At 70.9% G+C, this 23,877-nt stretch carries 19 protein-coding genes and 1 pseudogene; 11 read left to right on the forward strand and 9 right to left on the reverse strand.

What is annotated here, in order from left to right:
• Positions 1 to 5: 5 nt before the first annotated feature.
• Together PV682_RS28000 and PV682_RS28005 are read right to left on the reverse strand one after the other, a co-directional pair.
• Positions 6 to 1,244, reverse strand: a complete 1,239-nt coding sequence (locus PV682_RS28000) for a sugar ABC transporter substrate-binding protein (protein ID WP_319734574.1) — start codon at positions 1,242 to 1,244, stop codon at positions 6 to 8.
• A 46-nt stretch (positions 1,245 to 1,290) separates the two neighbouring features.
• Entirely contained in the window at positions 1,291 to 2,310 is a 1,020-nt protein-coding gene (locus tag PV682_RS28005) for a LacI family DNA-binding transcriptional regulator (RefSeq protein WP_319734575.1), read from the reverse strand.
• A 302-nt stretch (positions 2,311 to 2,612) separates the two neighbouring features.
• Between PV682_RS28005 and PV682_RS28010 the strand changes: the two genes are divergently transcribed.
• Together PV682_RS28010 and PV682_RS28015 are read left to right on the forward strand one after the other, a co-directional pair.
• Positions 2,613 to 6,215, forward strand: a complete 3,603-nt coding sequence (locus PV682_RS28010; RefSeq protein WP_319734576.1) for a LamG-like jellyroll fold domain-containing protein — start codon at positions 2,613 to 2,615, stop codon at positions 6,213 to 6,215.
• A 142-nt stretch (positions 6,216 to 6,357) separates the two neighbouring features.
• Complete coding sequence (locus PV682_RS28015) at positions 6,358 to 6,891, forward strand: 2,4'-dihydroxyacetophenone dioxygenase family protein (protein WP_109363080.1); 534 nt, start codon at positions 6,358 to 6,360, stop codon at positions 6,889 to 6,891.
• On the opposite strand, the gene PV682_RS28020 is transcribed toward PV682_RS28015, so the two are convergent.
• Positions 6,867 to 8,909: a HelD family protein gene (locus tag PV682_RS28020; protein ID WP_407705751.1), complete on the reverse strand. Its 2,043-nt coding sequence runs from the start codon at positions 8,907 to 8,909 to the stop codon at positions 6,867 to 6,869. The genes PV682_RS28015 and PV682_RS28020 overlap by 25 nt on opposite strands.
• 295 nt (positions 8,910 to 9,204) lie before the next feature.
• On the opposite strand from PV682_RS28020, the gene PV682_RS28025 reads away from it, so the two are divergent.
• Positions 9,205 to 9,597 (forward strand): hypothetical protein, encoded by a 393-nt coding sequence (locus PV682_RS28025; RefSeq protein WP_319734577.1) that lies wholly within the window; start codon positions 9,205 to 9,207, stop codon positions 9,595 to 9,597.
• A gap of 10 nt (positions 9,598 to 9,607) precedes the next feature.
• On the opposite strand, the gene PV682_RS28030 is transcribed toward PV682_RS28025, so the two are convergent.
• Positions 9,608 to 10,492 (reverse strand): IS5 family transposase, encoded by an 885-nt coding sequence (locus tag PV682_RS28030; RefSeq protein ID WP_319734578.1) that lies wholly within the window; start codon positions 10,490 to 10,492, stop codon positions 9,608 to 9,610.
• A gap of 53 nt (positions 10,493 to 10,545) precedes the next feature.
• Positions 10,546 to 11,457 (reverse strand): annotated as a pseudogene (locus tag PV682_RS28035) (IS5 family transposase).
• Between the two features lie 37 nt (positions 11,458 to 11,494).
• On the opposite strand from PV682_RS28035, the gene PV682_RS28040 reads away from it, so the two are divergent.
• Complete coding sequence (locus tag PV682_RS28040; protein WP_319734579.1) at positions 11,495 to 12,124, forward strand: class I SAM-dependent methyltransferase; 630 nt, start codon at positions 11,495 to 11,497, stop codon at positions 12,122 to 12,124.
• Positions 12,125 to 12,649: 525 nt separating this feature from the next.
• Here the strand turns inward: PV682_RS28040 and PV682_RS28045 are convergent.
• A complete protein-coding gene (locus PV682_RS28045) occupies positions 12,650 to 13,402 on the reverse strand; it encodes a hypothetical protein (protein ID WP_319734580.1) in 753 nt (250 codons plus the stop codon).
• Between the two features lie 104 nt (positions 13,403 to 13,506).
• The gene (locus tag PV682_RS28050) at positions 13,507 to 14,280 is read right to left on the reverse strand and encodes an alpha/beta fold hydrolase (RefSeq protein WP_319734581.1); all 774 of its coding nucleotides are present in this window, start codon (positions 14,278 to 14,280) and stop codon (positions 13,507 to 13,509) included.
• A 398-nt stretch (positions 14,281 to 14,678) separates the two neighbouring features.
• On the opposite strand from PV682_RS28050, the gene PV682_RS28055 reads away from it, so the two are divergent.
• From PV682_RS28055 to PV682_RS28065, 3 genes are all read left to right on the forward strand, one after another.
• Complete coding sequence (locus tag PV682_RS28055) at positions 14,679 to 14,891, forward strand: hypothetical protein (RefSeq protein WP_319734582.1); 213 nt, start codon at positions 14,679 to 14,681, stop codon at positions 14,889 to 14,891.
• Entirely contained in the window at positions 14,860 to 15,039 is a 180-nt protein-coding gene (locus tag PV682_RS28060) for a substrate-binding domain-containing protein (RefSeq protein WP_319734620.1), read from the forward strand. The genes PV682_RS28055 and PV682_RS28060 overlap by 32 nt, the downstream gene beginning before the upstream one ends.
• A 104-nt stretch (positions 15,040 to 15,143) precedes the next feature.
• Positions 15,144 to 15,776, forward strand: coding sequence for a permease prefix domain 1-containing protein (locus tag PV682_RS28065; protein WP_319734583.1), 633 nt, complete (start codon positions 15,144 to 15,146; stop codon positions 15,774 to 15,776).
• A 23-nt stretch (positions 15,777 to 15,799) separates the two neighbouring features.
• Here the strand turns inward: PV682_RS28065 and PV682_RS28070 are convergent, their stop codons facing one another.
• Positions 15,800 to 16,126, reverse strand: coding sequence for a PadR family transcriptional regulator (locus PV682_RS28070; protein WP_055721870.1), 327 nt, complete (start codon positions 16,124 to 16,126; stop codon positions 15,800 to 15,802).
• Positions 16,127 to 16,215: 89 nt separating this feature from the next.
• Here PV682_RS28070 and PV682_RS28075 point away from each other — a divergent pair, with 89 nt between their 5' ends.
• From PV682_RS28075 to PV682_RS28090, 4 genes are all read left to right on the forward strand, one after another.
• A complete protein-coding gene (locus PV682_RS28075; protein WP_319734584.1) occupies positions 16,216 to 18,354 on the forward strand; it encodes an MMPL family transporter in 2,139 nt (712 codons plus the stop codon).
• A gap of 75 nt (positions 18,355 to 18,429) precedes the next feature.
• Positions 18,430 to 19,374 (forward strand): arsenic resistance protein, encoded by a 945-nt coding sequence (locus PV682_RS28080; protein WP_319734585.1) that lies wholly within the window; start codon positions 18,430 to 18,432, stop codon positions 19,372 to 19,374.
• Positions 19,375 to 19,420: 46 nt separating this feature from the next.
• On the forward strand, positions 19,421 to 21,151 hold the full coding sequence (locus tag PV682_RS28085; RefSeq protein ID WP_319734586.1) for an SMI1/KNR4 family protein: 1,731 nt from the start codon (positions 19,421 to 19,423) through the stop codon (positions 21,149 to 21,151).
• Positions 21,152 to 21,208: 57 nt separating this feature from the next.
• On the forward strand, positions 21,209 to 22,633 hold the full coding sequence (locus tag PV682_RS28090) for a serine hydrolase domain-containing protein (RefSeq protein ID WP_319734587.1): 1,425 nt from the start codon (positions 21,209 to 21,211) through the stop codon (positions 22,631 to 22,633).
• Here PV682_RS28090 and PV682_RS28095 read toward each other — a convergent pair.
• Positions 22,601 to 23,824 (reverse strand): MFS transporter, encoded by a 1,224-nt coding sequence (locus PV682_RS28095; protein ID WP_319734588.1) that lies wholly within the window; start codon positions 23,822 to 23,824, stop codon positions 22,601 to 22,603. The two genes, PV682_RS28090 and PV682_RS28095, sit on opposite strands and share 33 nt — an antisense overlap.
• Positions 23,825 to 23,877: the final 53 nt, after the last annotated feature.

Raw genomic sequence — 23,877 nt, forward strand, 5'->3', positions numbered from 1 at the left:
CAACGTCACTTGACCGCGCCCTGCGCCGAGGACAGCGCGTCCTTGGGCGACTTGGAGCCGCTCAGCGCGGACTGCACGGCCTTCCACAACTGCTCGGAGATCTTCGGGTACTTGGTGCCCAGGTCGTCGCTGGTGCGGCCCTTGGCGGACTTGACGGCGTCGACCCACGGCTTCAGCGCCGGGGTCGCGGCGACCTGCTTGGCCTGGACGGTGGCGGTGGGGGCGACGTAGGAGAGCGCGGAGTCCGTGTCGTACAGGCCCTGCTCGCTGGTCAGGCAGGTCGCGAGCTTCTGGGAGGTGGCGTAGCGGCCGGTGTCGTCCTGGACGGGGAGGGTGACGAACTCGCCGCCGGTGGGGGCGGGTGCGGTCGCGGCCGAGGCGCCGGGGATCGGGAGGACGCCGTACTCGAAGCCGGCCTTCTCGGCGTTCGCGAGCTGCCAGGTGCCGTTCTCGGCGAAGGCGTAGTCGCCGGTCGCGAACTCCTGCCAGCTGGTGGTCTGGGTGTTGTTGAGGACGGAGTTGGGGGCGTAGCCGTCCTTCAGCCAGTCCTTCCAGAGCGTCAGCGCGGACTCGGCCTGGGCGGAGTCCAGCCCGGTGAGCTGGGCGCCGGAGCCCCAGAACCAGGGCAGGAACTGGAAGCTGCCCTCCTCGGTGCCGATCGCGGAGAAGGTGATGCCCTTCTTGCCGGCCTTCTTGACCTTGCCGAGGGCGGCGGTCAGGGAGGGCCAGTCCTTGATGGTGGCGACGTCGACTCCGGCGGCCTTCAGGACGGTCTTGTTGTAGTAGAGGGCGAGGGTGTTGGCGCCGATCGGGGTGCCGTAGGTCTTGCCGCCGGACTGGCCCGCGGCGAGGAGGTTCGGGTCGACCTTGGAGGTGTCGAGCTTGTTCTCGGCGGTCGTGGTGAGGACGCCGGCCTCGGCGAGGGTGGAGACGACCGGGTTGTCGACGACGAGGACGTCCGGGGAGTTGCCCTGCTGGGCCGCGAGGAGCGTCTTGTTGGCGAGGTCGCTGGTGTCGAAGCCGGTGCGCTTGACCTTGACGCCCGCCTCGGTGCCGCAGCGGTCGAGGAGCTTCACCCACGCCGAGTCCTTGGCGAACTGGGGGTAGGGGTCCCAGACGGTGTAGGTGCCGCCGTCGGAGCTCTTGCTGTCGCCGCCGGAGTTCGAGGAGCAGGCGGAGACGGTCAGGGCGAGGACGGTGAGGGTGGCTGCGGTCAGACGGCGTTGTCTGGAGGAGGTGTTCATCGCGGGGTTCCTTCGGTGACTGTCGATGGGCATGCCGGGCGGGCGGCTACGGCATCGCGGGGGTGGCGGGGCCGGTGCTGGCCCGCAGCGAGATCGGCGGCGTCAGCAGGTGGTGGCGCGGGGGCGCGTCCGGCTGGTCGAGGCGTTCCACGAGCAGGTCGACGGCCCGGCGCCCCATCTCCTCGGCCGGTACGTCGGCGGCCGTGAGCTGCGGCGTCACCGTCTGTGCCCACCGCGCGGCCACGACCCCGGTGACGGAGAAGTCGCGCGGGACATGGCGTCCGGCGTGCGCGAGCCCCCGGTAGATGCCGCCGAGGCACGCCTCGTTGAGGGTGACGAGCGCGGTCGTCGCGGGGTCGTCGTACAGCAGCCGCTCCACGCACGCCTGCCCCGCCGCCGCGTCGTCCCCGCAGGTGTACGCCCGTACGGCGAGCCCGCGTTCGGCGGCGGCCTTGGTGAAGCCGTCGAGCCCGCGGTGCGCCGACTCGTAGCCGGCGCGCAGGAGTTGGGCGGGGCGGTTGACGAGCGCGATGCGCTGGTGGCCGAGGTCGGCGAGGTGGTGGACGCAGGCCGCCGCGAGCGCGGTGTGGTCGACGCCGACCCACCAGGTCGTCTCGGGGTGCGCGGTACGGCCGATGGTGACGGCCGGGAAGTCGAGGGCGGCGAGGTGGTCGACCCGGTCGTCCTGGAGGCGGATCTCCATCAGGATGGCGCCGTCGACGCGGCGTTCTCCCAGGAGGCGCTGGAAGGAGCGGTCGCTGTCGACGCCGCTGGGGGAGAGCAGGACGTCGTAGTCGTAGGAGGCGGCTGCCTCGACGACGCTGCCGATGAAGTCGAGCTGCATGCCGGTGTAGTGGTCGCCGGCGGGCGGGAAGACCAGGCCGATGGTGTTCGTGCGGCCGTTGGCCAGGGCGCGTGCGCTCGCGTTGGGGCGGTAGCCGAGTTCGTCGATGACGCGCTGGACGGTGCGGCGGGTGTCGTCGGAGACGGGGCGTTTGCCGCTGAGGGCGTACGAGACGGTGCTCCGGGAGACACCGGCCCGGCGGGCGATCTCACCGATGTTCACGGGGCTCCTCCGTCCGACGTCTGGGTCGAACCGGTTCGGCGGCGGGTCAGGCGTCGTCGAACCGGTTCGCGTGAAGTGAAGGTAGGGAGCGGCCGAGCGGGTGTCAACACCTGCGACACGACTTCACGGGTGCCGGAAACAACCGTTGTCGAGGGGATTGCCGGGCACTCGTGCCGGTGCTAGCTTCCCGAACCGGTTCGATGAACTGATCCCTCCACGCTCCCGACCCCCGCTCGCGGGTCAGCTTCTCGAACCGGTTCGACGACTCCCAGGCACCCATCCAAGGATTGAGGACGCGATCCATGCCATCCCCTGAGAGATCCCCCCGGCGCCGCGCCCCCGCCGCCCTGGCACTCGCCCTCGGCGCGGGCCTCCTGGCCTCACCGGCGGTCTCCGCCCGGGCCGCCGACACCCCCGCCCCCGTCGCCCACTACACCTTCGACCAGGACGACACCGCCTCCGGCAGGATCACCGACACCTCCGGCAACAACCTCACGGCGACCCTCGTCAACCCCTCCACCGCCCGGTCCGTCACCGGCGCCGACGGCGGCACGGCCCTCGCCCTGCCCGGCGGCGCGCCCACCTCGAACGGCGCATACGTCCGCCTTCCCCGCGAAGTCCTCGGCGACGCCGCCGACCTGACGGTCTCGGCCCGCGTGAAGTGGGGCACCGACGCCTCCTCCTGGCAGCGCCTCTTCGACCTCGGCACCGACACGTCGACGTACCTGTTCACGACCCCCTCGAACGGCAGCGTCCTGCGCACCGCCCTCACCACCAACGGCGGTGGCGGCGAGGCGCAGGTCTCCGGGTACGCCCCGCTCCCCGCCGACCAGTGGCGGACCGTCACCGTCACCCTGGACACGGCCGCCGGCCGCATCACCACCTACCTCGACGGCGTCGCCGTCTCCTCGGCGCCGACCAGCGTCAAGGCCCGGGACCTGCTGGCGGGTTCCGCGACGACGGCCGGCTACATCGGCAAGTCCTTCTACCCGGACCCCCTCCTCAAGGGCGCGATCGACGACTTCGCCGTCTGGCACACCGCGCTCACGCCCGAGCAGGTCGCGGGCCGGATCGGCACACTTCCCACCATGACGCAGCTCTCGCAGACCGCCTTCACCCTCCGGACCACGACGGGCAAGGCCCCGGCGCTGCCGGCCGCCGCCCGCGCCTCCTTCTCCGACGGCTACGACCGCGACACCCCGATCACCTGGGACGCCGTCCCCGCCGACAAGTACGCCCGGCCGGGCACCTTCACGGTGGCCGGGACCGCCGCCGGGCGCGCCGTCACGGCGACCGTCACGGTCGTGCGCGAAGGCGAGCTGACCGTGGACCTCGCCGCGAACACGGGCGCGTTCCACGGCGGCGCCTCGGGAACGCTGTACGGCGTGTACGGGCCCGACGTCCCGACCAACAACCTCATCGAGGGCATGGGGCTGCGGACCGTCTCGACCAAGGCGCAGGACGGGCCCCAGCATCCGGGCGCCGACGCGCTGGAGGTCGTCAAGCCGCTCGCCGACTCCACGAACGGCGACGTCTACATCTACATGACCGACATCCACCGCGGCTTCCCGTACCAGTGGCCCGGTGACACGCCCGGCGAGAAGCTGAAACTGTACGAGGAGAAGATCGCCAAGCAGGTCGACCAGGTCCTGCGACTCCCCGAGAAGTACCGGGACAACATCGTCTTCGTGCCGTTCAACGAGCCCGAGGGCAACATGTTCGGGACCGGCGAGTGGAGCTACAACAAGGTCAGCTGGCTGACGGACCCGGCGGACTACTTCGCCGCGTGGGACTCCGCGTACAAGCTCATCAAGGGCAGGATGCCGGACGCGCGGATCGCGGGCCCCAACACCAGCATCCTGTACGACCAGGTGAAGGGGTTCCTCACGCACGCGAAGGCGGCGGGGACGCTTCCCCAGGTCGTCACCTGGCACGAGCTGAGCCACCCGGAGGCGGTGCGGCAGAGTGTCGCCAAGTACCGTGCCTGGGAGAAGGAGTTGGGGATCGGGCCGCTGCCGATCAACATCAACGAGTACGCCTTCAACTACCACACCTCGGTGCCCGGGCAGATGATCCAGTGGGTGTCCGCGATCGAGGAGTCCAAGGTCGACGCGGACATCGCGTACTGGAACATCGACGGCAACCTCTCCGACTCCGCCGTGCAGTCCAACCGGGGCAACGGGCAGTGGTGGCTGCTGAACGCGTACGCCTCCATGAGCGGGCACACCGTCGCCGTCAACCCGCCCTTCCCGGGCCAGAACTACACGATGCAGGGTGTCGCCACGCTCGACGAGGCCAAGAAGCAGGCGCGGCTGATCTTCGGCGGGTCCGGCGGCAAGGGGCACATCACGTTCTCCGGCGTGCCGCGCAAGGTGTTCGGGGGTGAAGTCCACGCCTGGGTACGGGAGATCGAGTGGAGCGGGCAGGTCGGTGACAACTCCGGGCCGAAGCTCCTCAGCGAGCGGAACCTGAAGGTCACCGCCGATGGCACGGTCTCCGTCGACTTCGGCTCGCTCAAGGAGTCCTCGGCGTACGAGATCGTCCTCACCCCGGCCGGCAAGGCACGCGGCGTCCAGTCGGCGCCGGTGCGCTGGCAGGGGTCGTACGAGGCGGAGGACGCCGCGCACACCGGCTCCGGCTGGTCCAGGAACGGGCCCGAGGGGTCGCCGAGCGACGTCTCGAAGTTCTACACGTCCGGCGGGTACGACGTCGGCGGGCTGCGCACCGGCTCCGACGTCACCCTGGACTTCACCGTCGACGTGCCCGAGGACGGCGCGTACGACCTGAGCGTCTTCGCCAACTCCCTCAACACGTACGACAAGGTCCGGGAACAGGGCCCCACGAACGTCTTCCTGCGCGTGGACGGCGCCGCCGAACAGGAGCTGCACCTCCCCCTCGGCTACAAGTGGGTCGTCTGGGACCACACCGACACGAAGATCCACCTCACCAAGGGGAAGCACACCCTGACGCTCGCCGCGAAGAGCCTCGACGGCAAGCGCGCGACGAAGGGCGACGCGATCGTCGACCGCCTCACGCTGGCCCTGCCGTCGGCGTCGGCCGGCACCCAGGTGTACGAGGGTGAGCTGGCGTGGCTCGGCGGCGGCGCCCGGCCCGTGTACGGGCCCGCGCTCACCGGGTCCGGCGGCGCGCAGGTCGGGCGGGGCCAGACGGCCACGTTCTGGGTCTACTCCCCCGGCGACCGCGAGGCCACGCTCACCGTCGACTCCCTCGGCGGCGCCGGTGCCCGCCTCTCCGTCAACGGCCACGACGTCCTGCGCCTCACCCCGGGCCGGCGCGCCGTCGCGGTCTCCCTCTCCGGGGGCGTCAACAAGGTGACGGTGACGGGGAGTTCGGCCCCGACGCTGGTGGACCGCCTCACGGTCACGCCCACCGAGGGCCGCCTGCCCGTCCGCACGTACGAGGCGCAGGACGCCACCCTCGCGGGTACGGCGAACCTCGTCGCCCTGCCGCTCGCGAGCGCGGGAACGGCGATCACCGGGATCGGCGGCGATCCGGGCAACGCCAACACGGCGACGTTCACCATCACCGCCGGCAAGCCCGGCCTGTACGCCCTCCGCATCCGCTACTCCAACCCCGAGCAGTCCCCGGCGACCCACTACAACCCCGACCCCCTGGCCCGCCACGCCGACCTCTCCGTCAACGGCGGCCCCCTGCGCCGGGTGACCTTCCCGCACACCTTCCACCAGGACAACTTCTGGGAGCTGACCGTCCCCGTCCAGCTCCAGAAGGGGGCGAACAAGGTGACGTTCCGCTCGGAGGAACTCCCCAACTTCGACGGGACGACATACGCCTCCGCCACCTTCCCGGGAGTCCTGCTCCGCTCCCGGTACGCCCCCCTGATCGACCGCATCGCAATCGCGCCCTACGCCCGAGAGGTGAACTGACCCGTCACACATCCAGGCCGGGGGCGCGCCGTACCGGCGCGCCCCCGGCCCTTGACAGTGCTCGACCGCCGATGTTTACCTGAGGTGTCAGAGATTCACACCTAAAGCCAATGGCTCAGAGTCCCCCCGAAGGACACCGACCATGCCCGAAGCCCCCGGCACCGAGTTCTGGCAGACCCTCAAGCCGATCGCGAACTCCCTCAAGCCCGACGCCCTGCCCGAGGTCTACCTCTCCCAGGTGGCCACCGACGACGACCGCTACTACGTCCCGTTCACGGAGACCGTCGGTTCTCGACCCTTGTGGATCAACGTCAAGGACAACTCGTGGGCGGACATCCTGCGGGCCAAGGAAGCCGGGCTCGTCAACCGGCACTACCACCCGCACGAGGTGTTCGCGTTCACCCTCTCCGGCAAGTGGGGCTACCTGGAACGGCCCTGGACGGCGCGCGCCGGGGACTTCGTGTACGAGGCCCCCGGCGAAGGACACACGCTGGTCGCCTACGAGAGCGACGAGCCGATGAAGGCGTTCTTCATCGTCAAGGGACCCCTGATCTGGCTCGACGAGGACGGCAAGCCCGACGGGTACTTCGACGTCCACGACTACCTCGCGATGTGCCGCGCGCACTACGAGGAGGTCGGGATCGGCGCCGACTACGTGGACTCGCTGCTGCGCTGACGCACGGCGATCGTGCACAGCCGTTTCGTCGCCCGCGTCAACCCGACGTACAGATCCCGCTCCCCGCTCACCCGCGCCGCCTCGATCCCCTCGGGGTCGAGGACCACGACCCCGTCGAACTCCAGGCCGCGCGCCTGGGACGCGGGAATCAGGTGGGCCCAGCGGGTCACCCCAGCGGCGTGCAACTCCTCGGTACGGGTGTCGGCGCAGATCACGCCGAGCAACTCGCCGGGATACTTGGCGTGTTGCTCCTGGAGTTCCGTCAGCAGGGCGGCCGTCGAGCCGTCCGGCGTGGCGGTCAGCGTACGGGGGACCTCACCGCGCCGGATGGCACTGCTGGGCTTCTGACCAGGGGCGATACGGGTCAGGAGATCATGGGTGGTGGCCAGGATCTCGACCGTCGTGCGATAGCTGACCGTGAGGGTGTGCAGCTCGAAGCGCGCCCCGACGTGCGGGGTCAACGCCTCGCCCCAGTCCCGTGCCGTCGTCGCCGGTCCCGCCTGCGCGAAGTCCCCGACCAGCGTCATCGACCGCGCCGGACACCGCCGCACAACCATCCGCCACTGCATCGCGGTGAGTTCCTGCGCCTCGTCGACGACGACATGCCCGTACGTCCGCGCGGGCGGCCCGTCGACGAGGCTCGCGGCTTCATCCAGCAGCGGCACGTCCGCGTCGGACCACAGCCCCTCGTCCCCCGGTTGGGAAACCCCCGACGCGAACAGCGCCCGTACGACGGCCTCAGCGGTGAGCGTCGGCCACAACTCCTCCACCGCCCGCTCGACTTGAGGATCCTCCAGCAGCCCCTCCCGCACCGCCTCCGCGTCGAACTCGTCGGCGGCACTGCTCCCGGCCGCCTCGTCGAACCCCAGCTTCCGCAGGTCCGCGGCGGCGGCCCGGTCGAGATCCAGCCCCGTCGCCTCGGCCACCTCGGCGTCGATGCGCTCCAGCGTCTCCAGGGCGTCCCGCTCCAGCGCGTCGGTGACCAGGTCGACGAGGTACTCCTTGAACACCTGCCGGGCACGATTGTGCCCAAGTCCCGTCCCCACAGCGGCATCCCGGGCCCGCCCGACCTCCCGCTCCCCGAGCCGGACGCCTTGGACGGCGAACTCGCCCCGCACCGCCTGCCGTTGCCGGACCACGTCGGCCAACGCGTCCGCCAACTCCGAACTCCCCTTGATCCGCGCCGACTCGGCCGGTTCCGCCACCGTCGGCACGACCCCGGCGAGTTCCTCGCACGTCGCGAGAACGACGTCGTTCTCACCGAGGGACGGCAGCACCTGGGAGACATAGTCGAGGAACCGGGCGTTGGGCCCGAGGACCAGCACCCCGCGTTCGGCGGCACGCGGGAACGCGTACAGCGCGTACGCCGCCCGGTGCAGCGCGACCACCGTCTTCCCCGTGCCGGGTCCCCCCTGCACGACGGTGACACCCCGGTGCGGTGAGCGGACGATGGCGTGCTGCTCCGCCTGGAGCGTGGCAACTGCCGTACCCATACGGCCGGTTCGCCGCGCCTGGAGGACCTCCGTGAGGGGGCTGTCCCCCACGACGTCATCGGCGGTGGCCTCGGAGCCGTCGAGAATCTCATCGTTCACGGCACCGACGGTTCGGCCCTCCAGCCGTAGGTGCCGCCGGCGCCGCAACCCCATCGGGTCGACGGCGGTGGCCTCATAGAAGGGCCGGGCCGCCTCCGCCCGCCAGTCGACGAGCAGCGGCAACTCAAGCTCCTCGGCGTGCAGGCCGAGGCGCCCGATATGCAGAGCGGTGCCGTCCGCGGCGTCGGTCCGGCCAAAGACCATGCCGCTCTCGGCCGCCTCATAACGCCGAATCTCCCCGGCGAGCCGGGCCGCGGCAAGATCACGCTCGTACACCTCCCGCCCACCGTCGGCCGGCTCCTTGAGAACGGCCGCGAGCTGCGCCCGAACCTGCGCGACCCTCTCGTCGAACAGCCCGTACATGGTCGCCACGTAAGCCTGCTGCGCCTTCACCTGACGCGCGGGACCGTCGCTGATCTGCGACAACGGGGGGCCTCCTCTGGGTGCGGCTCACCACTATGGGGGTGGGAGCCCGCAAAGGTAAGTCTTGATTACCCGCCCTGCGGATGCCCTCCCGCTTGACTCGGTACGGTTGCCCGCCGCTCAACGCAGTGCCGCCGCCGACAAGTCCCCGCCCAGCACGATCAGTTGGGGATGAGACGCCGGGAGACTTCCGGGACGGCCGGGCCCCAGATGTTCGTGAGGGGACTAGGGCCTGTCCGATGGGTCGTATGAGCTGATCAGGGACGTGGCCTACTGTTCGCTGAACGAAGGGGGTCGCATGGCACGCGATACAGCTGAAGCAGAGGCGGAGATGAAGGGGATCACGTTTCCTGCCTGGCACGGAGAGCACTACGTGACGCTGGCTGAGCTACTGGTTCGCCTCGGCAGCTTCGGCCTGGACCTGACGTGGCGCGTCGCGTTCGACGAGATCGTCGATCCTCGCTGTGTCGAGATGGAGAGACGCGCCGACGCCGGCATGGACACGTTGACCTTGTTGTCGTTGACGACCCCCTTCCTCCAGTTGATCGACGCCGAAGCACGTGGGTTCGCCGAGGACAAGCTGGTACTTGTCCTGACCGAGTTCGACAGTTCTCTGTGGGACGTCAGGGCTGTCGACGAGCGCGTACTCAGCGAACTTCGCTACCACTACCCGGATGCAAAGGATCTCTGAACGGGCCACTTCACCCCGGACGCAGCCATGGGCGGATCGCCGCCACGGTGACCGTTCCGTGGAAGACGTACGCCCGTTTGTCGAAGCGCGTGGCGATGGCGCGGAGGTTCTTGAGCCGGTTGATGGTCCGCTCGACTTCGTTGCGGCGGCGGTAGACCGTCTTGTCGAACCCTGTGGGCCGACCGCCTTGGCTACCGCGGCGCTGGCGGTTGGCCCGCTGGTCTCTTGGCTCGGGGATCGTGTGCTTGATCTGGCGTCTGTGCAGGTGACGCCGGTTGTGGCGTGACGAGTACGCCTTATCGCCACTGACATGGTCGGGCCGGGTGCGCGGTCGTCCACCAGCCTGCCGGGGCACGCGGATCTCTTCCAGGACGGGAATCATCTGCGGTGCGTCGCCCCAATGGCCGGGCGTGATGAGGAATCCGAGCGGGCGGCACCCGCCTTCCCCGGCAAGGTGAATCTTGCTTGTCAGTCCGCCTCGCGAGCGTTCCAGGGCCTCATCGGAGCGGTGACGTGCCGGGGTCCTGCGTCGACCCGGGATCTTCGGGGCGCGGGTGGAGGCGCCGGCCGCGTGCTGATGAGCGCGGCAGGTCGTGGAATCGACGCTGGCCCTGCTCCAGTCGATCCGGCCCTCGGCGTCGGCGTCGGCCTGGACGGCTCGCAGGATTCTCTCCCACGTGCCGTCCGCCGACCATCTTCGATGACGGTCGTGGACCGTCTTCCAACTACCGAAGCAGGGAGGCAGCTCCCGCCAGGGGAGGCCGGTCCACTGCCGGAACAGAATCCCGTTGATCACACGGCGGTGGCATTGCCAGCGTCCACCCCGTCCGCGATTCGTCGGCAAGTGCGGCTCCAGCCGAGCCCACTCCTCATCCGAAAGACCTCCCTGCCCCATGACTCTCGGAACGAGTCTCCAGCGGGAGCGTCACTCGACCCATCGGACAGGCCCTAAGGCGTGTCTGACAAACGATCACCTGGTTGCTTCGCGAAGCCAGAGAATCAGCGAGGCCAGAACGACTCCGGCCCGGTAACGGGCGGCAAGTTTGTCGAACCTGGTCGCGATCGCACGGAACTGCTTGAGGCGGGCGAAGCATCGTTCGACTACGTTGCGGGCGCGGTAGATCTCCTTGCCGAAGGCGGGTGGGCGGCCGCCGAGACTGCCGCGTCGCCGCCGATTGGCCACTTGGTCGCGGCGTTCGGGGATCGTGGCAGCGATGCCCCGGCGTCGCAGCAGGTGGCGGATCGCTCGGCTGGAATACGCTTTGTCACCCAGCACCCGCGCCGGTGTCGTGCGAGGCCGGCCCGCAACGATGCGCGGGATGCGGATGCTGTCGAGGACCCGGGCGAAGACGGTGGCGTCGTGGGCGTTGCCGGGCGTGAGCACGATGGACAGCGGGAGGCCGCGGCCATCGACGGCGAGGCGGACCTTGGTGGTCAGCCCGCCCCGGGACCGGCCGAGGGCCTGGCGCGCCTGTGAGCGGCCCGGGTCTTCCAGTTCGTCCCCGTCGGCGGCCCCTTTTTTCGGGCGCCAGCTGCGTGCTGATGGGCCCGGTTGATTGTGGAGTCGACGGCGACACTCCACTCCACTCCGCCCACCGCGTCGTCACGGACCTGGACGTGCTCCAACAGCCTTGCCCAGGTGCCGTCCGCCTCCCAGCGGGCGAACCGCTCATAGACGGTCTGTCACGGACCATACCTCTCGGGCAGGTCGCGCCAAGGGGCCCCGGTCCGCAGCCGCCACAGCACACCATTGACCACCTGCCGGTGATCACGCCACGGACGGCCACGCCCACCCGCCCGCGGCAACAAGGGCTCAATCCGCTCCCACACCATGTCCGCCATCTCACCTCGACCTGCCACAAGATCAATTATTCAGACCGGTTATAGAGTCCCGCCTGTGGCGAATCATCAGGACAAAACCATGGCGGCCTACGACGGAGTCGTCGAGCTGTACGCATCACTGTTCGCGAACAGACTGGAGACACAGCCGTTCGCCCGGGCCATGATCGGCACCTTCGCCGAACTGGTCCGCGCGACCGGCAACCTACGAACAGCGGACGTTGGGTGCGGGCCCGGACACCTGACGGCCATGCTGCACGAACTGGGCCTGGACGCCTTCGGACTTGACCTCTCCCCTGGCATGGTCGATCACGCCCGACGGGCCCATCCGATACTGCGCTTCCAGGAAGCGCGGATGGAGTCCCTGCCGATCGAGGACGGCGCACTCGGCGGCATACTGGCCCACTACTCGATGATCCACACCCCTCCGGCAGAACTGCCGGAACTGATCGCTGAGCAGGGACGCGTACTGGCGCCGGGTGGCCTGCTCCTGGTCTCCTTCTTCGGGACCGACGGACCGGAGCCAGTCCAGTTCGACCACAAAGTGGCGCCGGCCTACAGCTGGCCGGCGGACCGTCTCACCGAACTACTGGACGATGCCGGGCTTGTTCCCTTCGCCCGGCTGCTCCACGATCCGGCCTCTGAACGGGGCTTCCTCGACGCCTACCTGCTGGCCCGCCGCTCGTAGGTCCTGGCCGGCAATGTCCACCGGGTGGTTGACGCACCCCCGGGCTGCCTGCCAGACGGGCGCTCGCTGACCCAACGAGAATTGTCAGACAGGCACTAACCCCGCGTCTACGGGAAGCACTGCCCGTGCTCCGGGCCGTCCTTCCACTCCGCCGGTTCTCCCCCACGCCTGCGGAAAGCACTTCGCGGCCCGGTCGGCCTCCTCCCGCTCGCGCGGTTCGCCCCCGCGCCAGCGGGAGGGTGTCCAGTGAGGTGGGCCTCGGCCTGCGGGAAGGTCAAAGGGACGGGACGGGCGGCCCAGGGCGAGGTCGCCGTCCTGGACGATGTCAGGGTTTGCCGTGGCCTTGCTCGCGGAGAGGGTGTTGTCGTTGGTGTCGAGGCGGTTCGTCAGGCACCGTTCGAGGCGGAACTGCGCATGCAGGGGCAGGCCCAGGTGAACACCGTTGTCTGGCCTACTATTCGGTTCGCCGAGGAGACTAGTCGTCGGGGCGTCCGCAATCGGCCATCTGTGGTCGAGGGCGCGTGCTCACCCCTCCGTCACATCCGGCGCTCGCAGCAGCCGCAGGAACGCCTTCACCCCCGCGATGATCTCCTTGTTGTCGGTGAGCCGGTTCACCGTGGACTCGAACTCCCGCCCCAGTGCGGTGAGCCGGCGGTCGGTGTCCTCGGCGCGTTCGTAGGTGACCATCGTCAACGCGTCGACCGTGCGCCGCAGTTCGGCGAGGGACCGGTACTGTTCCTCGGCCTTCTCCTCCAGGACCTTGTGCGCGGCCTCGGTGCGGGCGTGGCGGGCGCGGAGGTCGACGACGTCGTCGCGGGGGTGGGTGACCTCCTTGAGGAGGGTCCGCAGGCAGCGCCGAAGCTGGCCGAAGTAGGCGCCGGCGGGCCGGAAGAGGGTGCTGAGCAGGAAGAATCCGGCGAACCAGTACCCGGTGAAGCCACCGGTCGCCCAGGTGACCGCGAGGACGACCACCGCCGTCAGGAGGTGACCGGCGACGGCCGTACGCAGCATCATGCGGGCGATGCGAGTGGCTTCCGCGTCGCGCGCCGGGGACACCTCGATGCCCTTCTCCCGGCTGACGGCGATCTCGGCCAGGACGGTGTGGGCGCGGAAGTACAGGTTCCACGGCAGGGTCAGCAGGATCGTCAGCCACAGCAGACTCAGCACGCCCGCACCGACGGCGAACACGACCACACTCGGCGCTCCCGCCGCATAGGCGAAGACCAGCGCCGCCACCGCCGCGACGACCGCCGCCACCGCCCCCAGGACTCTGCCCATGCCCTCGAACTCCCCCGCTCACGCCGACTTTTATTCATCGTCCCCGGCGTGGCACGGGTCGGCATGAGTAGCCGTACTCACCTGTTCCCCGCTGACCAACCCCTTTACGGGGAGCCGGGGTTCGAGCCCCCAGACATCCAGTCGGCGATCAGCCGTACCGTCCGCTCCGGCTGCTCCTCGTGCACATAATGCCCAACCCCGGGCCAGTGCTCGACCCGCGAGCTCCGGGTTCCCTCTTCCCAGGTCGCGGCCTCCGCCGACGTCCAGACCGTCAACGCCGGTTGTGTGCGCAGGCGGAGGAACGCCTCGGTCAGCGGGCGCACGCCGATCGCGTCGGGGTCGACGTACATCCCCGCGTACGCCTGGGAGATGACATGGTCCGGGGTGCCGAGGACCGTACGGATGTGGGCGGTGCGCAGGCCGGGCGGGGCCTGCGGGGAGAAGGCGCCCGCGACGAACTCGGCTGCGGCGCGGGCGCCTTGGGATTCGTACGTCGCCAACCTCGCCGGGATGCCGTCGACTTCGGCGCCCGTCGCGCCGTGCGCCGGGTCGAGGGCGACGACCGAGTGGACGAGGTGGGGGTGGTGGACGGCGAGGAGGTTGACGACCTGGACGCCCATGGAGTGGCCGACGGCGGTCACGGGGGTGTCGCCGAGGAGGGCGGCCAGGTCGTCCGCCATGGGCGCGGGCGTGTTGCCCGTCGCCGGGACCGGGGAGCGGCCATGACCGCGCAGGTCGGGGACGATCACCCGGTACCGCTGCGCCAACTCCTCGGCGTGGTAGGACCATTCACGCCCGTCGCCGCCCCAGCCGTGCACGAGCAGCACGGTGGGGGCGTCGGCGGGTCCGAGGGTGGTGGAGAAGAGCCGGGTGGTCATCGTGTGTCAACTCCTGTGGAGTACGAGGGTGCTGCGGGGGTGCTGACCGGCTCCGATCATCCTGCCGGTGGCCGGGTCCGTGCCGGGCCGAACTCGTGGCGCGCCGGGGTCGTTGATCGCGTAGTCCCGCAGGATCCAGTCGGGCGCGGTGAGCGTCTCGCCGGTCGTCCCCGGATGGTCGCCGAGCGCTGGTCGACCGGCGTGACCTGCCGGGAGCGGAAGCGCAGCGAGACGAAGGGGTCGGGGGCCTTCACCTCGGGGAGGGCCCAGTTGCTGTAGTGCGGGAAGTGCCGGCGCCAGTGGCCGCGGCTGGATTTGAGCATGTCGGCGTACACGGTCCGGCGCACCGGCGGGGGCAGTGAGGGTGAGGTCGTCGAACCAGGCGGGACCGGAGAGCCGTGAGCGCGGCTGCGTCGGGGCGCTCCGGCGTAATCGACCGCGCCCCGGCCCTGGACATCCCCGGCACGTACACCCGCGCCTCCGGTCACCGCCGGGTCCACGACGCCCTGGGCGGGGGCGTCGGCTTCACCGCCATGTCCGGCGTGTACGGACGCGATCGTCGCCGGTGCGACGGCCGCGCTGCGGGGAGCGGGGCGGCGCGTCCCGCGTGACGTGTCGGTGGTCGGCTTCGACGGCGTCCACTGCGCGACGGACCTGTGCCCGTCCCTGACGACGCTCCGGGTGCCGTACGGCTCATGCCGGACCGGGAGGAGACGATCACGGCGGGCGATCACGGAGTCGGTGCGGGCTGCGGGGTGAGCGACGCGTCCTGGGATCAGGGTTGTCTCAGGGTCTTCCCCGATCTTCCGGTGGATGGGCGTCCCTATGCTGGTGGAGAACCGCATGCGGCAGGGAGTTTCCGGGTGATCGAGCACTACGTCGCCGAGTTGGACAGGGCGTTGCGCGGTCCGCGGGCGGTCAAGGCGGACATGCTCGCGGAGGCGCGTGACGGCTTGGCCGACGCGGCCGAGGCGTACGAGGAGAGCGGCCTGGACCGGGCGTGCGCGGAGGCGTGCGCGGTGGCCGACTTCGGGCCCGTGGAGCGGATCGCGCCGGAGTTCCAGACGGAGTTGGCGCTGGCCCAGGGCCGGCGTACGGCGCTGCTGATCTGCGGGGTGCTGCTGGCTCAGCCGGTGGTGTGGTGGCTGCTCAGCCTGACCGGGCAGAACTCGAAGGACCATGCCGGTTCGGTGTACAACCTGGCCGATTCGGTGGTGAGTTGGGCTGGGGGCGGGTCGATAGCGCTGGCGCTGACGATCGTGGTCGCGACCGGGGCGCACGGGTTGAGCGCGTCGCGGCGGCTGGTGCGGGCGGCCGGGTTCTTCGCGTTCGCGGTCTGCGGTGTCTTCGCCCTGCTGGGGGGGCTGCTGACGGTCTACAACCCGGCCGGGCACTCGCTCCTGGGCGTGACGGGACTGCCGACGACGGCCCTGCTGCTCGGCCTCCCCCTGTCGACCGTCGCCGTCGCGGGCCGCCGCTGCCTCAGGGCCGCCTGACGGTCCGCCCTCGGAGGGCTACCTCAGGCCGTACCCGGCCGCAGAATGCCTTCGACCATCGTCGAGAAGTCCCGCCACTGGGTGCGTTCCTTGGCCAGTGCCCGGTTCCCCGTCGCCGTGAGCTGGTACGTCCGCCTGCGGCGTCCGCCGACGGTGCTCCACTCGCTCTCCACGAGCCCGGCGCGCTCGAGTCTGCGCAGGGCGGGGTAGAGGGAGCCGGTGGGCAGGTCGAGGGCGCCTCCGCTGCTCACCTGGAGGGCCTCCATCACGGCGTATCCGTGGAGGGGCTCTTTTTCGAGGACCGCGAGGATCAGCGCGTCCAGATGACCCCGTAGCGCTTCTGACATCACGTAGACAATCTACATGACGTGTTAGCGTTGAGTGTCTACATGTAGGCGTTCTATCTATTGGCGTGTTGAGTGCAGGGGAGGTCGGGCTGATGGCAGCGCCCGAGCAGAGTCGTACCGAGACGGCGGACGGGCCGGGGAGGCCGAGCGTCTTCGAGCGGCTCGCGCAGGTGTCGTACCGGCGGCGGTGGTGGGCCCTCGTGGGGTGGGTCGTCGTGCTGGTGGCGGTGAGCCTGGGGTCGCAGGCGGTCGGTGACGCGTACCGCAACGACTTCAGCCTGCCGGGCACGGAGTCGCAGAAGGCGCTGGACCTGCTTCAGGAGCGGGCGCCGTCGCAGGCGGGCACGTCGGTGACGATCGTCGTCGAGGCGAAGGACGGCGTCGCCGGGGCCCGCGCGCGGGTCGAGTCGATGCTCGCCGAGGTCGGCGGGAAGCCGCACGTCGTCGGGGTCGTCAGCCCTTTCGACGACGCCGGGGCCGTGTCGAAGGACGGCACGATCGCGTACGCGACGGTCGCGCTGGACAAGCAGGCCGAGGACATCCCCGTCGACGACACCCGCGCGATCATCGACACCGCGCAGCAGGCCGACGGCGACGGGCTGCGCGTCGAGCTGGCGGGCGACGCGGTGCGCACCGCGCAGGAGCAGGAGGGCGGCGCCGCCGAGGGCATCGGGATCATGGCCGCGCTGGTGATCCTCGTCCTGCTCTTCGGCTCGCTCTTCGCCGCCGTCCTGCCGGTCGCGATCGCCCTGTTCGCGGTCGGTACGACGCTCGGGCTGATCATCCTCGCCTCGCGCGTCGCGACGATCGCCGACTTCACCGCGCCGCTGATGATGCTGGTCGGCCTCGGCGTCGGGATCGACTACGCGCTCCTGGTGTTCTCGCGGTTCCGGGGCGAACTGGCCGCCGGGCAGGGCCGCGAGCCGGCGACCGTCAAGGCGATCGACACCGCCGGGCGCACGGTGTTCTTCGCCGGGTGCACGGTCATCGTCGCGCTCCTCGGGCTCGTCGTCCTGGGCCTCGGCTCGCTCCAGGGCGTGGCCGTGGCGGTCGCGCTGACCGTCCTGCTCACGATGGTCGCCTCGCTCACCCTGCTCCCGGCGCTGCTCGGGCTGTTCGGCGCGAGGATCGAGAAGCAGGTACGGCGCCGTACGGCGAAGAAGCCCGCCGGTGACCGCTGGAGCCGCTGGACCGGCGCCGTCCAGCGGCGCGCCTGGGTGGCCGCCCTCGTGCCGACCGCGCTCCTCGCGGCGCTCTCGCTGCCCGCGCTCGACATGCGCCTCGGTTTCGCGGACGCGGGCACCGACAGCCCGTCCACGACCAGCCGCCAGGCCTACGACCTGCTCGGCAAGGGCTTCGGGCCCGGCTTCAACGGGCCGCTGATCGTGGTCGCCGAGGGCGACGCCACCGCCGCCGGGCGGGCGCGTACGACGCTGGCGCAGACCGAGGGCGTCGCCGCCGCGCTGCCGCCGCAGTCGTCCGGCGACGGGCTGTCGACGATCATCGTCTTCCCCGACTCCGCGCCGCAGGCCGCCGCGACGAGCGGCCTCGTCGACCGGCTGCGCGACGACGTCCTGCCGTCGCTGGCGCGGGAGACCGACGCGCGGTTCCTCGTCGGCGGCAGCACCGCCGCGACCGAGGACTTCTCCACCGCCGTCGCCGACCGGCTGCCCGCGTTCGTCGCACTGGTCGTCGGCCTGTCGATGCTCCTGCTGCTCCTCGTGTTCCGCTCCCTGCTCATCCCGCTCAAGGCCGCCGTCCTCAACCTCCTCAGCGTCGGCGTCGCCATGGGGGTGATGACCCTCGTCTTCCAGAACGGCGCCCTCGGCGCGGAGAAGGGGCCGATCGAGGCGTACGTACCCGTCATGATCTTCGCGATCGTCTTCGGGCTGTCCATGGACTACGAGGTGTTCCTGCTCTCCCGGATGCACGAGGAGTGGGAGCGCGGGAAGGACGCCGCGCAGGCCGTACGGCACGGGCTGGCCACCACCGGGCAGGTCGTGACGGCAGCCGCCGCGATCATGATCGTGGTGTTCGGGGCGTTCATGTTCAGCGGGAACCGGATGCTGACGCAGTTCGGGTTCGGGCTGGCTGTGGCGGTGTTCGTCGACGCGGTGGTCATTCGGTGTCTGATTCTTCCGGCGGTGATGCAGCTGCTGGGGCGGCGGGCCTGGTGGCTGCCGGAGAGGCTGGCGCGGGTGCTGCCTCGGGTGGCGATCGAACACGACTGAGGGGGTACGGTCGGAGGGTCCGCCCACCCTCAGGAGCACTCCCCGTTGCCCTCCCCTTCCGCCCTGGTCACCGGAATGGAACGTCACCAGGTCGCCCTGTACGTCGGTGCGCTGGCCGTCGGCGCCGTCGTCGGCCGGGCGGCGCCCGGCACGGGTCCCGGACTGGAGCACGCGATCAACCCTGCGCTGGCCGCGCTCCTGTACGTGACGTTCCTCCAGGTGCCCGCCGCCGAACTGGTCCGCTCCGCGCGGGCGGGCCGGTTCCTGGGGGCGGCGCTGGTGGTGAACTTCGTCGTCGTACCGCTGGTCGTCGCCGCGATGGTCGCCTTCCTTCCCGGCGACCGGGCTGTCCGGCTCGGTGTCCTGCTCGTGCTGCTCGCCCCTTGCGTCGACTACGTCATCGTCTTCAGCGGGCTGGCGGGCGGGAGCGGTGAACGGCTCCTCGCGGCCACGCCGTTGCTGCTTCTCGCGCAGATGGTGCTGCTGCCGGGGTACCTGTTCCTCTTCATGGGTCCGGATCTCGCGGACGTCGTCGACGCCGGTCCCTTCCTTGAGGCGTTCGCGGTGCTGATCGTCGTCCCCCTGGCGCTGGCCTGGCTCACCCAGGCGTGGGCCGCGCGGCGCCTGTCGGGCCGCCGCTTCACCGACGGTGCGGGGACGACGATGGTGCCGCTGATGGTCGCCGTCCTGCTCACCGTCGTCGCCTCGCAGGTGCCCAAGCTCGACGACGGGTCGGGGCGGCTCGGTGACGTCGCGCGTGTCGTGCCGTTCTACGTCGTCTTCCTGGCCGTGATGCCGTTCGCGGCGCTGGGTGTCGTACGGCTGTTCCGGCTGGGGGCGCGGGACGGGCGGGCGATCGTGTTCACGGGGGCGACACGGAACTCCCTGGTCGTGCTGCCGCTGGCGTTGGCTCTGCCGGAGGGGCTGGCGGTGGCGGGGGTGGTCGTGGTGACGCAGACGCTGGTGGAGGTGGTGGGGATGGTGGTGTACGTGCGGGTGGTGCCCCGGTTGTTGCCGTGATGCCTGGTCAGGGGGCGTTGTCAGTGGTGGCTGTCACCATGCGGATATGAGGAACTACGACTGGCGTCCCTTTCTCGCTCGGTGGAGCGAGGAGTGGGCCGACGCCTCCGATGAGCCGTCGCCGCAGCGGGACGCGCGGTGGCTGGGGTTCGCGGGGGCCTCCGAGGAGCGGATCTCCACGCTGGAGGAGCGGCTCGGGTGCCGGTTGCCGCCGTCGTACCGTGACTTCCTCGCGGTGAGTGACGGGTGGCTGCACGCGGGGCGTTTCGTGTGGCGGCTCGCCGGGGTCGACGAGGTGGGGCCGTACTCCGACGACGCGGGGCTGGGCGAGATCTACCGGGGCGAGCTGGACGAGTGGTCCACACCGCAAGAGGTGCTGGAGGCCGGGATGTGGGGGCGGGCGCTCCAGCTGGAGGCCGAGTCGGACCTCACGAACGTGCTGCTGGACCCCGGCGACGTCGGCTCGGACGGGGAGTGGGCCTGCTACGACTACGCGAGTTGGCGAGGCGACGGGCCGGTGCGGTACGGGTCCTTCGCGGGGTTCATGGAGGCGATGTACCGGCAGTTCCACAGCATGACCGCGCGCTCCTCGGGTCCGGAGTTCGTCAACGCGACGACTCTGGCGCAGGACGCGGCGGTCGCGGGGGCACGGGTCGACGCTCTGCGCGGGCGGTACGAGGAGGCGCTGGCGGCGCTCGACGAGGCGCACGCGTACGGCAGGCCGAGGGCGACGGAGCTGCGCGACCAGCTCACGTACCTGTCGGGGAAGCCCTCCACGGTGTCGTTCGGCGCGCTGGCCACCGATCCCCTGTACCAGCCGGAGGTCCGGCCCGTGCTCGCCGCCGAGCGACTCCGCCTGCGGCACCGGGAAGCCGACGCCGGCTTCCTCGACACGTACGGCTACTCGGCATCCGGTGTCTTCGGCGAGGCCGTCGAGGCGGCTCGCGAGTCGGCCCGTTGGGGCGACACGGACGCGGCCTGGCGCATCCTGCGCGCGGCGCTCCCCGAGTGGCGGCCCGCCGGTCCTGATCTCCTCGCGCCGCTGGGGCTGCTCGCCGACCCGGTCCTCGGCCCGGTGTGCACGCCGGAGCGGTGCCGGGAACTCCTGGCCACGCCCAGGGCGGGCGAGACCGGCGAGGTTCCGCTCCCCACGCCCGACCTCGATCCGCCGGGCCTGTCCTGGCTGATGGACCCGGACTCCGGTGACCGGCTGTCGTCGTACCGGCTGATCCTGGTCGAGGGGGTCGAGCCCACGGAGCTGCCCGCGCGGATCGGCGGTGCCGATCTCGGCAAGCCGGCGACGTACGGGGAGGCCCACCTCGACGCATCCCGCTTCTCCGTCGGACGTGCCGGCCCGGACTGGAGCTTCGCCTTCGAGGCCGCTCCGCACCATCGTTTCTACGAACCCCGCTTCGTCTCCCCGGCTCCGGCGGCCTCCCTCGGTACCCGTGCCGTCGCCGTCTGGCGCGAGTCCGACGGCAGCGCCCTGTTCCACCTCTCCGTGGCGGAGGACGGTGCGGAGCGGTACGCGTTCACGGTCCGGGGCGGCGAGGTTCGGCGTACGGGTGCGATACCGCCGTCCCTGGACCCCGGCCCCCTGGGCGACTGGCGCGTGGCCGAACGGCGCGTGCTGGAGTCCCTCGCGGCCGAGTTCGGCGTCCGTCTTCCCCGCCATGCCCTTCTCCATGGGCGCCTCCACACCCTCGTTCCCCGCCCTTGGGCCCGCCCGGCGGAGCCCGGCGAGGGCTACGCCGACGTCACTGTCAGGAAGCAGTGAGCCCGCGCGCCGGAAACCCGGTCGAGCTGGGCCCCGTCGATTCGATAGAAAGCCGGTATGTCTCTTCGGCGTCCCCTCCTCCCCCGGTCGGCACCGGCCGCGTCCGGGATCTCGTCCCGTTCGCTCTCCCTGCTGCTCGACCAGCTCGCGGCGCGGTCCGTCGAGTGTCACTCGATCATGGTCGTCCACCGGGGTCATGTCGTCGCCGAGGGCTGGTGGGCGCCGTACTCGGCGGACCGTCCGCATCTGCTCTACTCGCTGACGAAGTCGTTCACGTCGATCGCGGTGGGGCTCGCGATCTCCGACGGGCTGCTCGCGCTGGACGACCGTGTGGTGGACGTGCTGCCCGACCACGTCCCGGACGACGTCTCGGAGCAGGGCAGCCGGATCACCGTCCACCACCTGCTGTCGATGACGGCCGGGTATCCCGTGGACAGCCTGGCCGAGGCGTGGGAGCTGGAGCCGGGCGACCTGGTGAGGGGCTTCCTGCGCCTGCCGTTCGCCGCCGTGGGAACGCGGCACACGTACGACAACGCGACCACCTTCGTCCTGGCCCGGATGGTGGAACGCGTCACGGGCCTCGGCCTTCCGGAGTTCCTCGACGAGCGCCTCCTCAAGCCGATGGGCATCGACCACGCCGAGTGGGACCGGGTGGCCGACGGTGCCGCCTTCGGCTTCCACGGACTCCACCTGACGACCGAGGCGGTCGCCGCCTTCGGTGAGCTGCTGCTGCGCGAAGGCAGGTGGGGCGGCGAGCAACTCGTCCCGCGCGAGTGGGTGGCCCTCGCGACCGCCCGTCATGTCGACACCCCGCCGGCCGAGGACGGGACGGACAACGCCGACTTCACCTGCGGCTACGGCTACCAGTTCTGGATGTCCCGGCACGGCTACCACGGGCACGGCGCGTTCGGCCAGCAGTGCGTGGTGGTCCCGTCGCACGACCTGGTGATCGCCATCACCGCCCAGGCGGAGACCCAGGACATCTTCGACGCCCTGTGGGAGTGCCTCCTCCCCGGCCTGGCCCATGGACCGACCGCCCAGGACGACGGCCCCCTCGCCGACCGCCTGCGCAGCCTGTCGCTGCCACCGGTACCGGGCTCGGCCGGCCTCCGTCATCCGGTCACCGCGACCCTCGACGCCTCCGCCGAGGGCTCGGCCCTCCCCGACGGCACGACGGTCACCGTCGACCCCGGCGACGACGGCTGGCTCGTACGCGTCGAGCCGCTGCTCACCGTCGAAGTGGGTCACGGCACCTGGCGCGAGAGTTCCCCGCTGGGCCGCCCCGTCGTCGCGGCCGGAGCGTGGCAGGGACCGCTGTTCGTGGCCGACCTGTACGTCGTCACCACACCGCACCGTGTCCGTCTGACCGTCGACACCGGCACGGGGGTCGCGACGGCCCTGTGGAGCACCACGCCGCTCACCGGTCCCAGCCTGGAGCTGCACGTGCGGTCACCGCTGATGACACGGCCGGACGTCGCGTAGGGCGGAGCCGGCGGCCTCTTGCGCATGCCGGGGCGGGCGGTCCCACGCCCACACCGCGAGCCCGAGACCGCTGAGCACCGCCCCCAGCAGGCAGACGGCGCCCCAGCCTCCGGCCGCGTACAACGAGGTCGCGGCGAGGGCGCCGGTGCCGCTGCCGATCGAGTAGAAGACCATGTATCCGCCGATCACGCGGCTGCCCGCGTCCGGGTGCGCCGCGTGGATCAGCGTCTGATTGGTGACGTGCACCGCCTGTACGGCGAGATCGAGCAGTACGATCCCAACGGCCAAGGCCCACAGGGAACTTCGGGTGAAGGCCAGCGGCAGCCACGAGACGACGAGCAGGGCCAGCGCGAGGCCCGTGGTCCGGCGGGACAGCCCGCGATCGTTCAGCCGCCCCGCGACCCCGGCCGCCAGCGCGCCCACGACCCCGACCAGCCCCAGCGCCCCGACCGCGCTGTGGGGCAGGGAGCCGAGCGGGAGGGCGACGCTGCTCCACAGGGTGCTGAAGGCGGCGAAGACCAGCAGCCCGTACAACGCGCGCACCCGCAGCAGCCGTTCCCGCGCGAACAGGGACACCGTGGAGCGCAGAAGCTGTCCGTACGGCAGGGCCGGCTGGTCACCGCCGCCGGGCAGTACCCGGTACAGCACCAGGGCGAGCACCGCGACGCACCCCGCCGAAACGGCGTAGACGGACCGCCACCCCGCGAGATCGGCCATGACGCCGGACACCGTCCGGGCCAGCAGAATCCCCACGACCACTCCACCGGTGACCAGCCCGACGACCCGGCCACGCCCCTCGGCGGGAGCCAGCGACGCCGCGAAGGCCACCAGCGTCTGTGTCACCACGGCGAGCAGCCCCGTCACGGCCATGCCGACGAGCAGGACCACCGCCGTACGCGCCGTGGCCACGACCCCCAACGCTACGACGAGCAACGCCAGTTGCCCCACGACCAGCCGCCGCCGGTCGGTCACGTCCCCCAGCGGCACGAGAAAGAACAGCCCGAGCGCGTACCCGACATGCGTGAGGCTCACGACGCTCCCGATCAGCCCCGGGCTCATGGCGAGTTCGCCGCCCATGGTCACCAGCAGCGGCTGCGAGAAGTAGACGTTGGCGACGCAGGCTCCGCAGGCAACGGCGAACAGCAGGACGACGCGGCGGGACAGCACGAAGGAGCGTTTCTCGACGGCCATCCAACCCCCAGAGTTCGGTTTCACCTTGCAACCAGAGGGGACGATAACCAGCA

Origin of the sequence: Streptomyces niveiscabiei, assembly GCF_033794345.1 — a bacterium.
Lineage (GTDB): Bacteria > Actinomycetota > Actinomycetes > Streptomycetales > Streptomycetaceae > Streptomyces > Streptomyces niveiscabiei.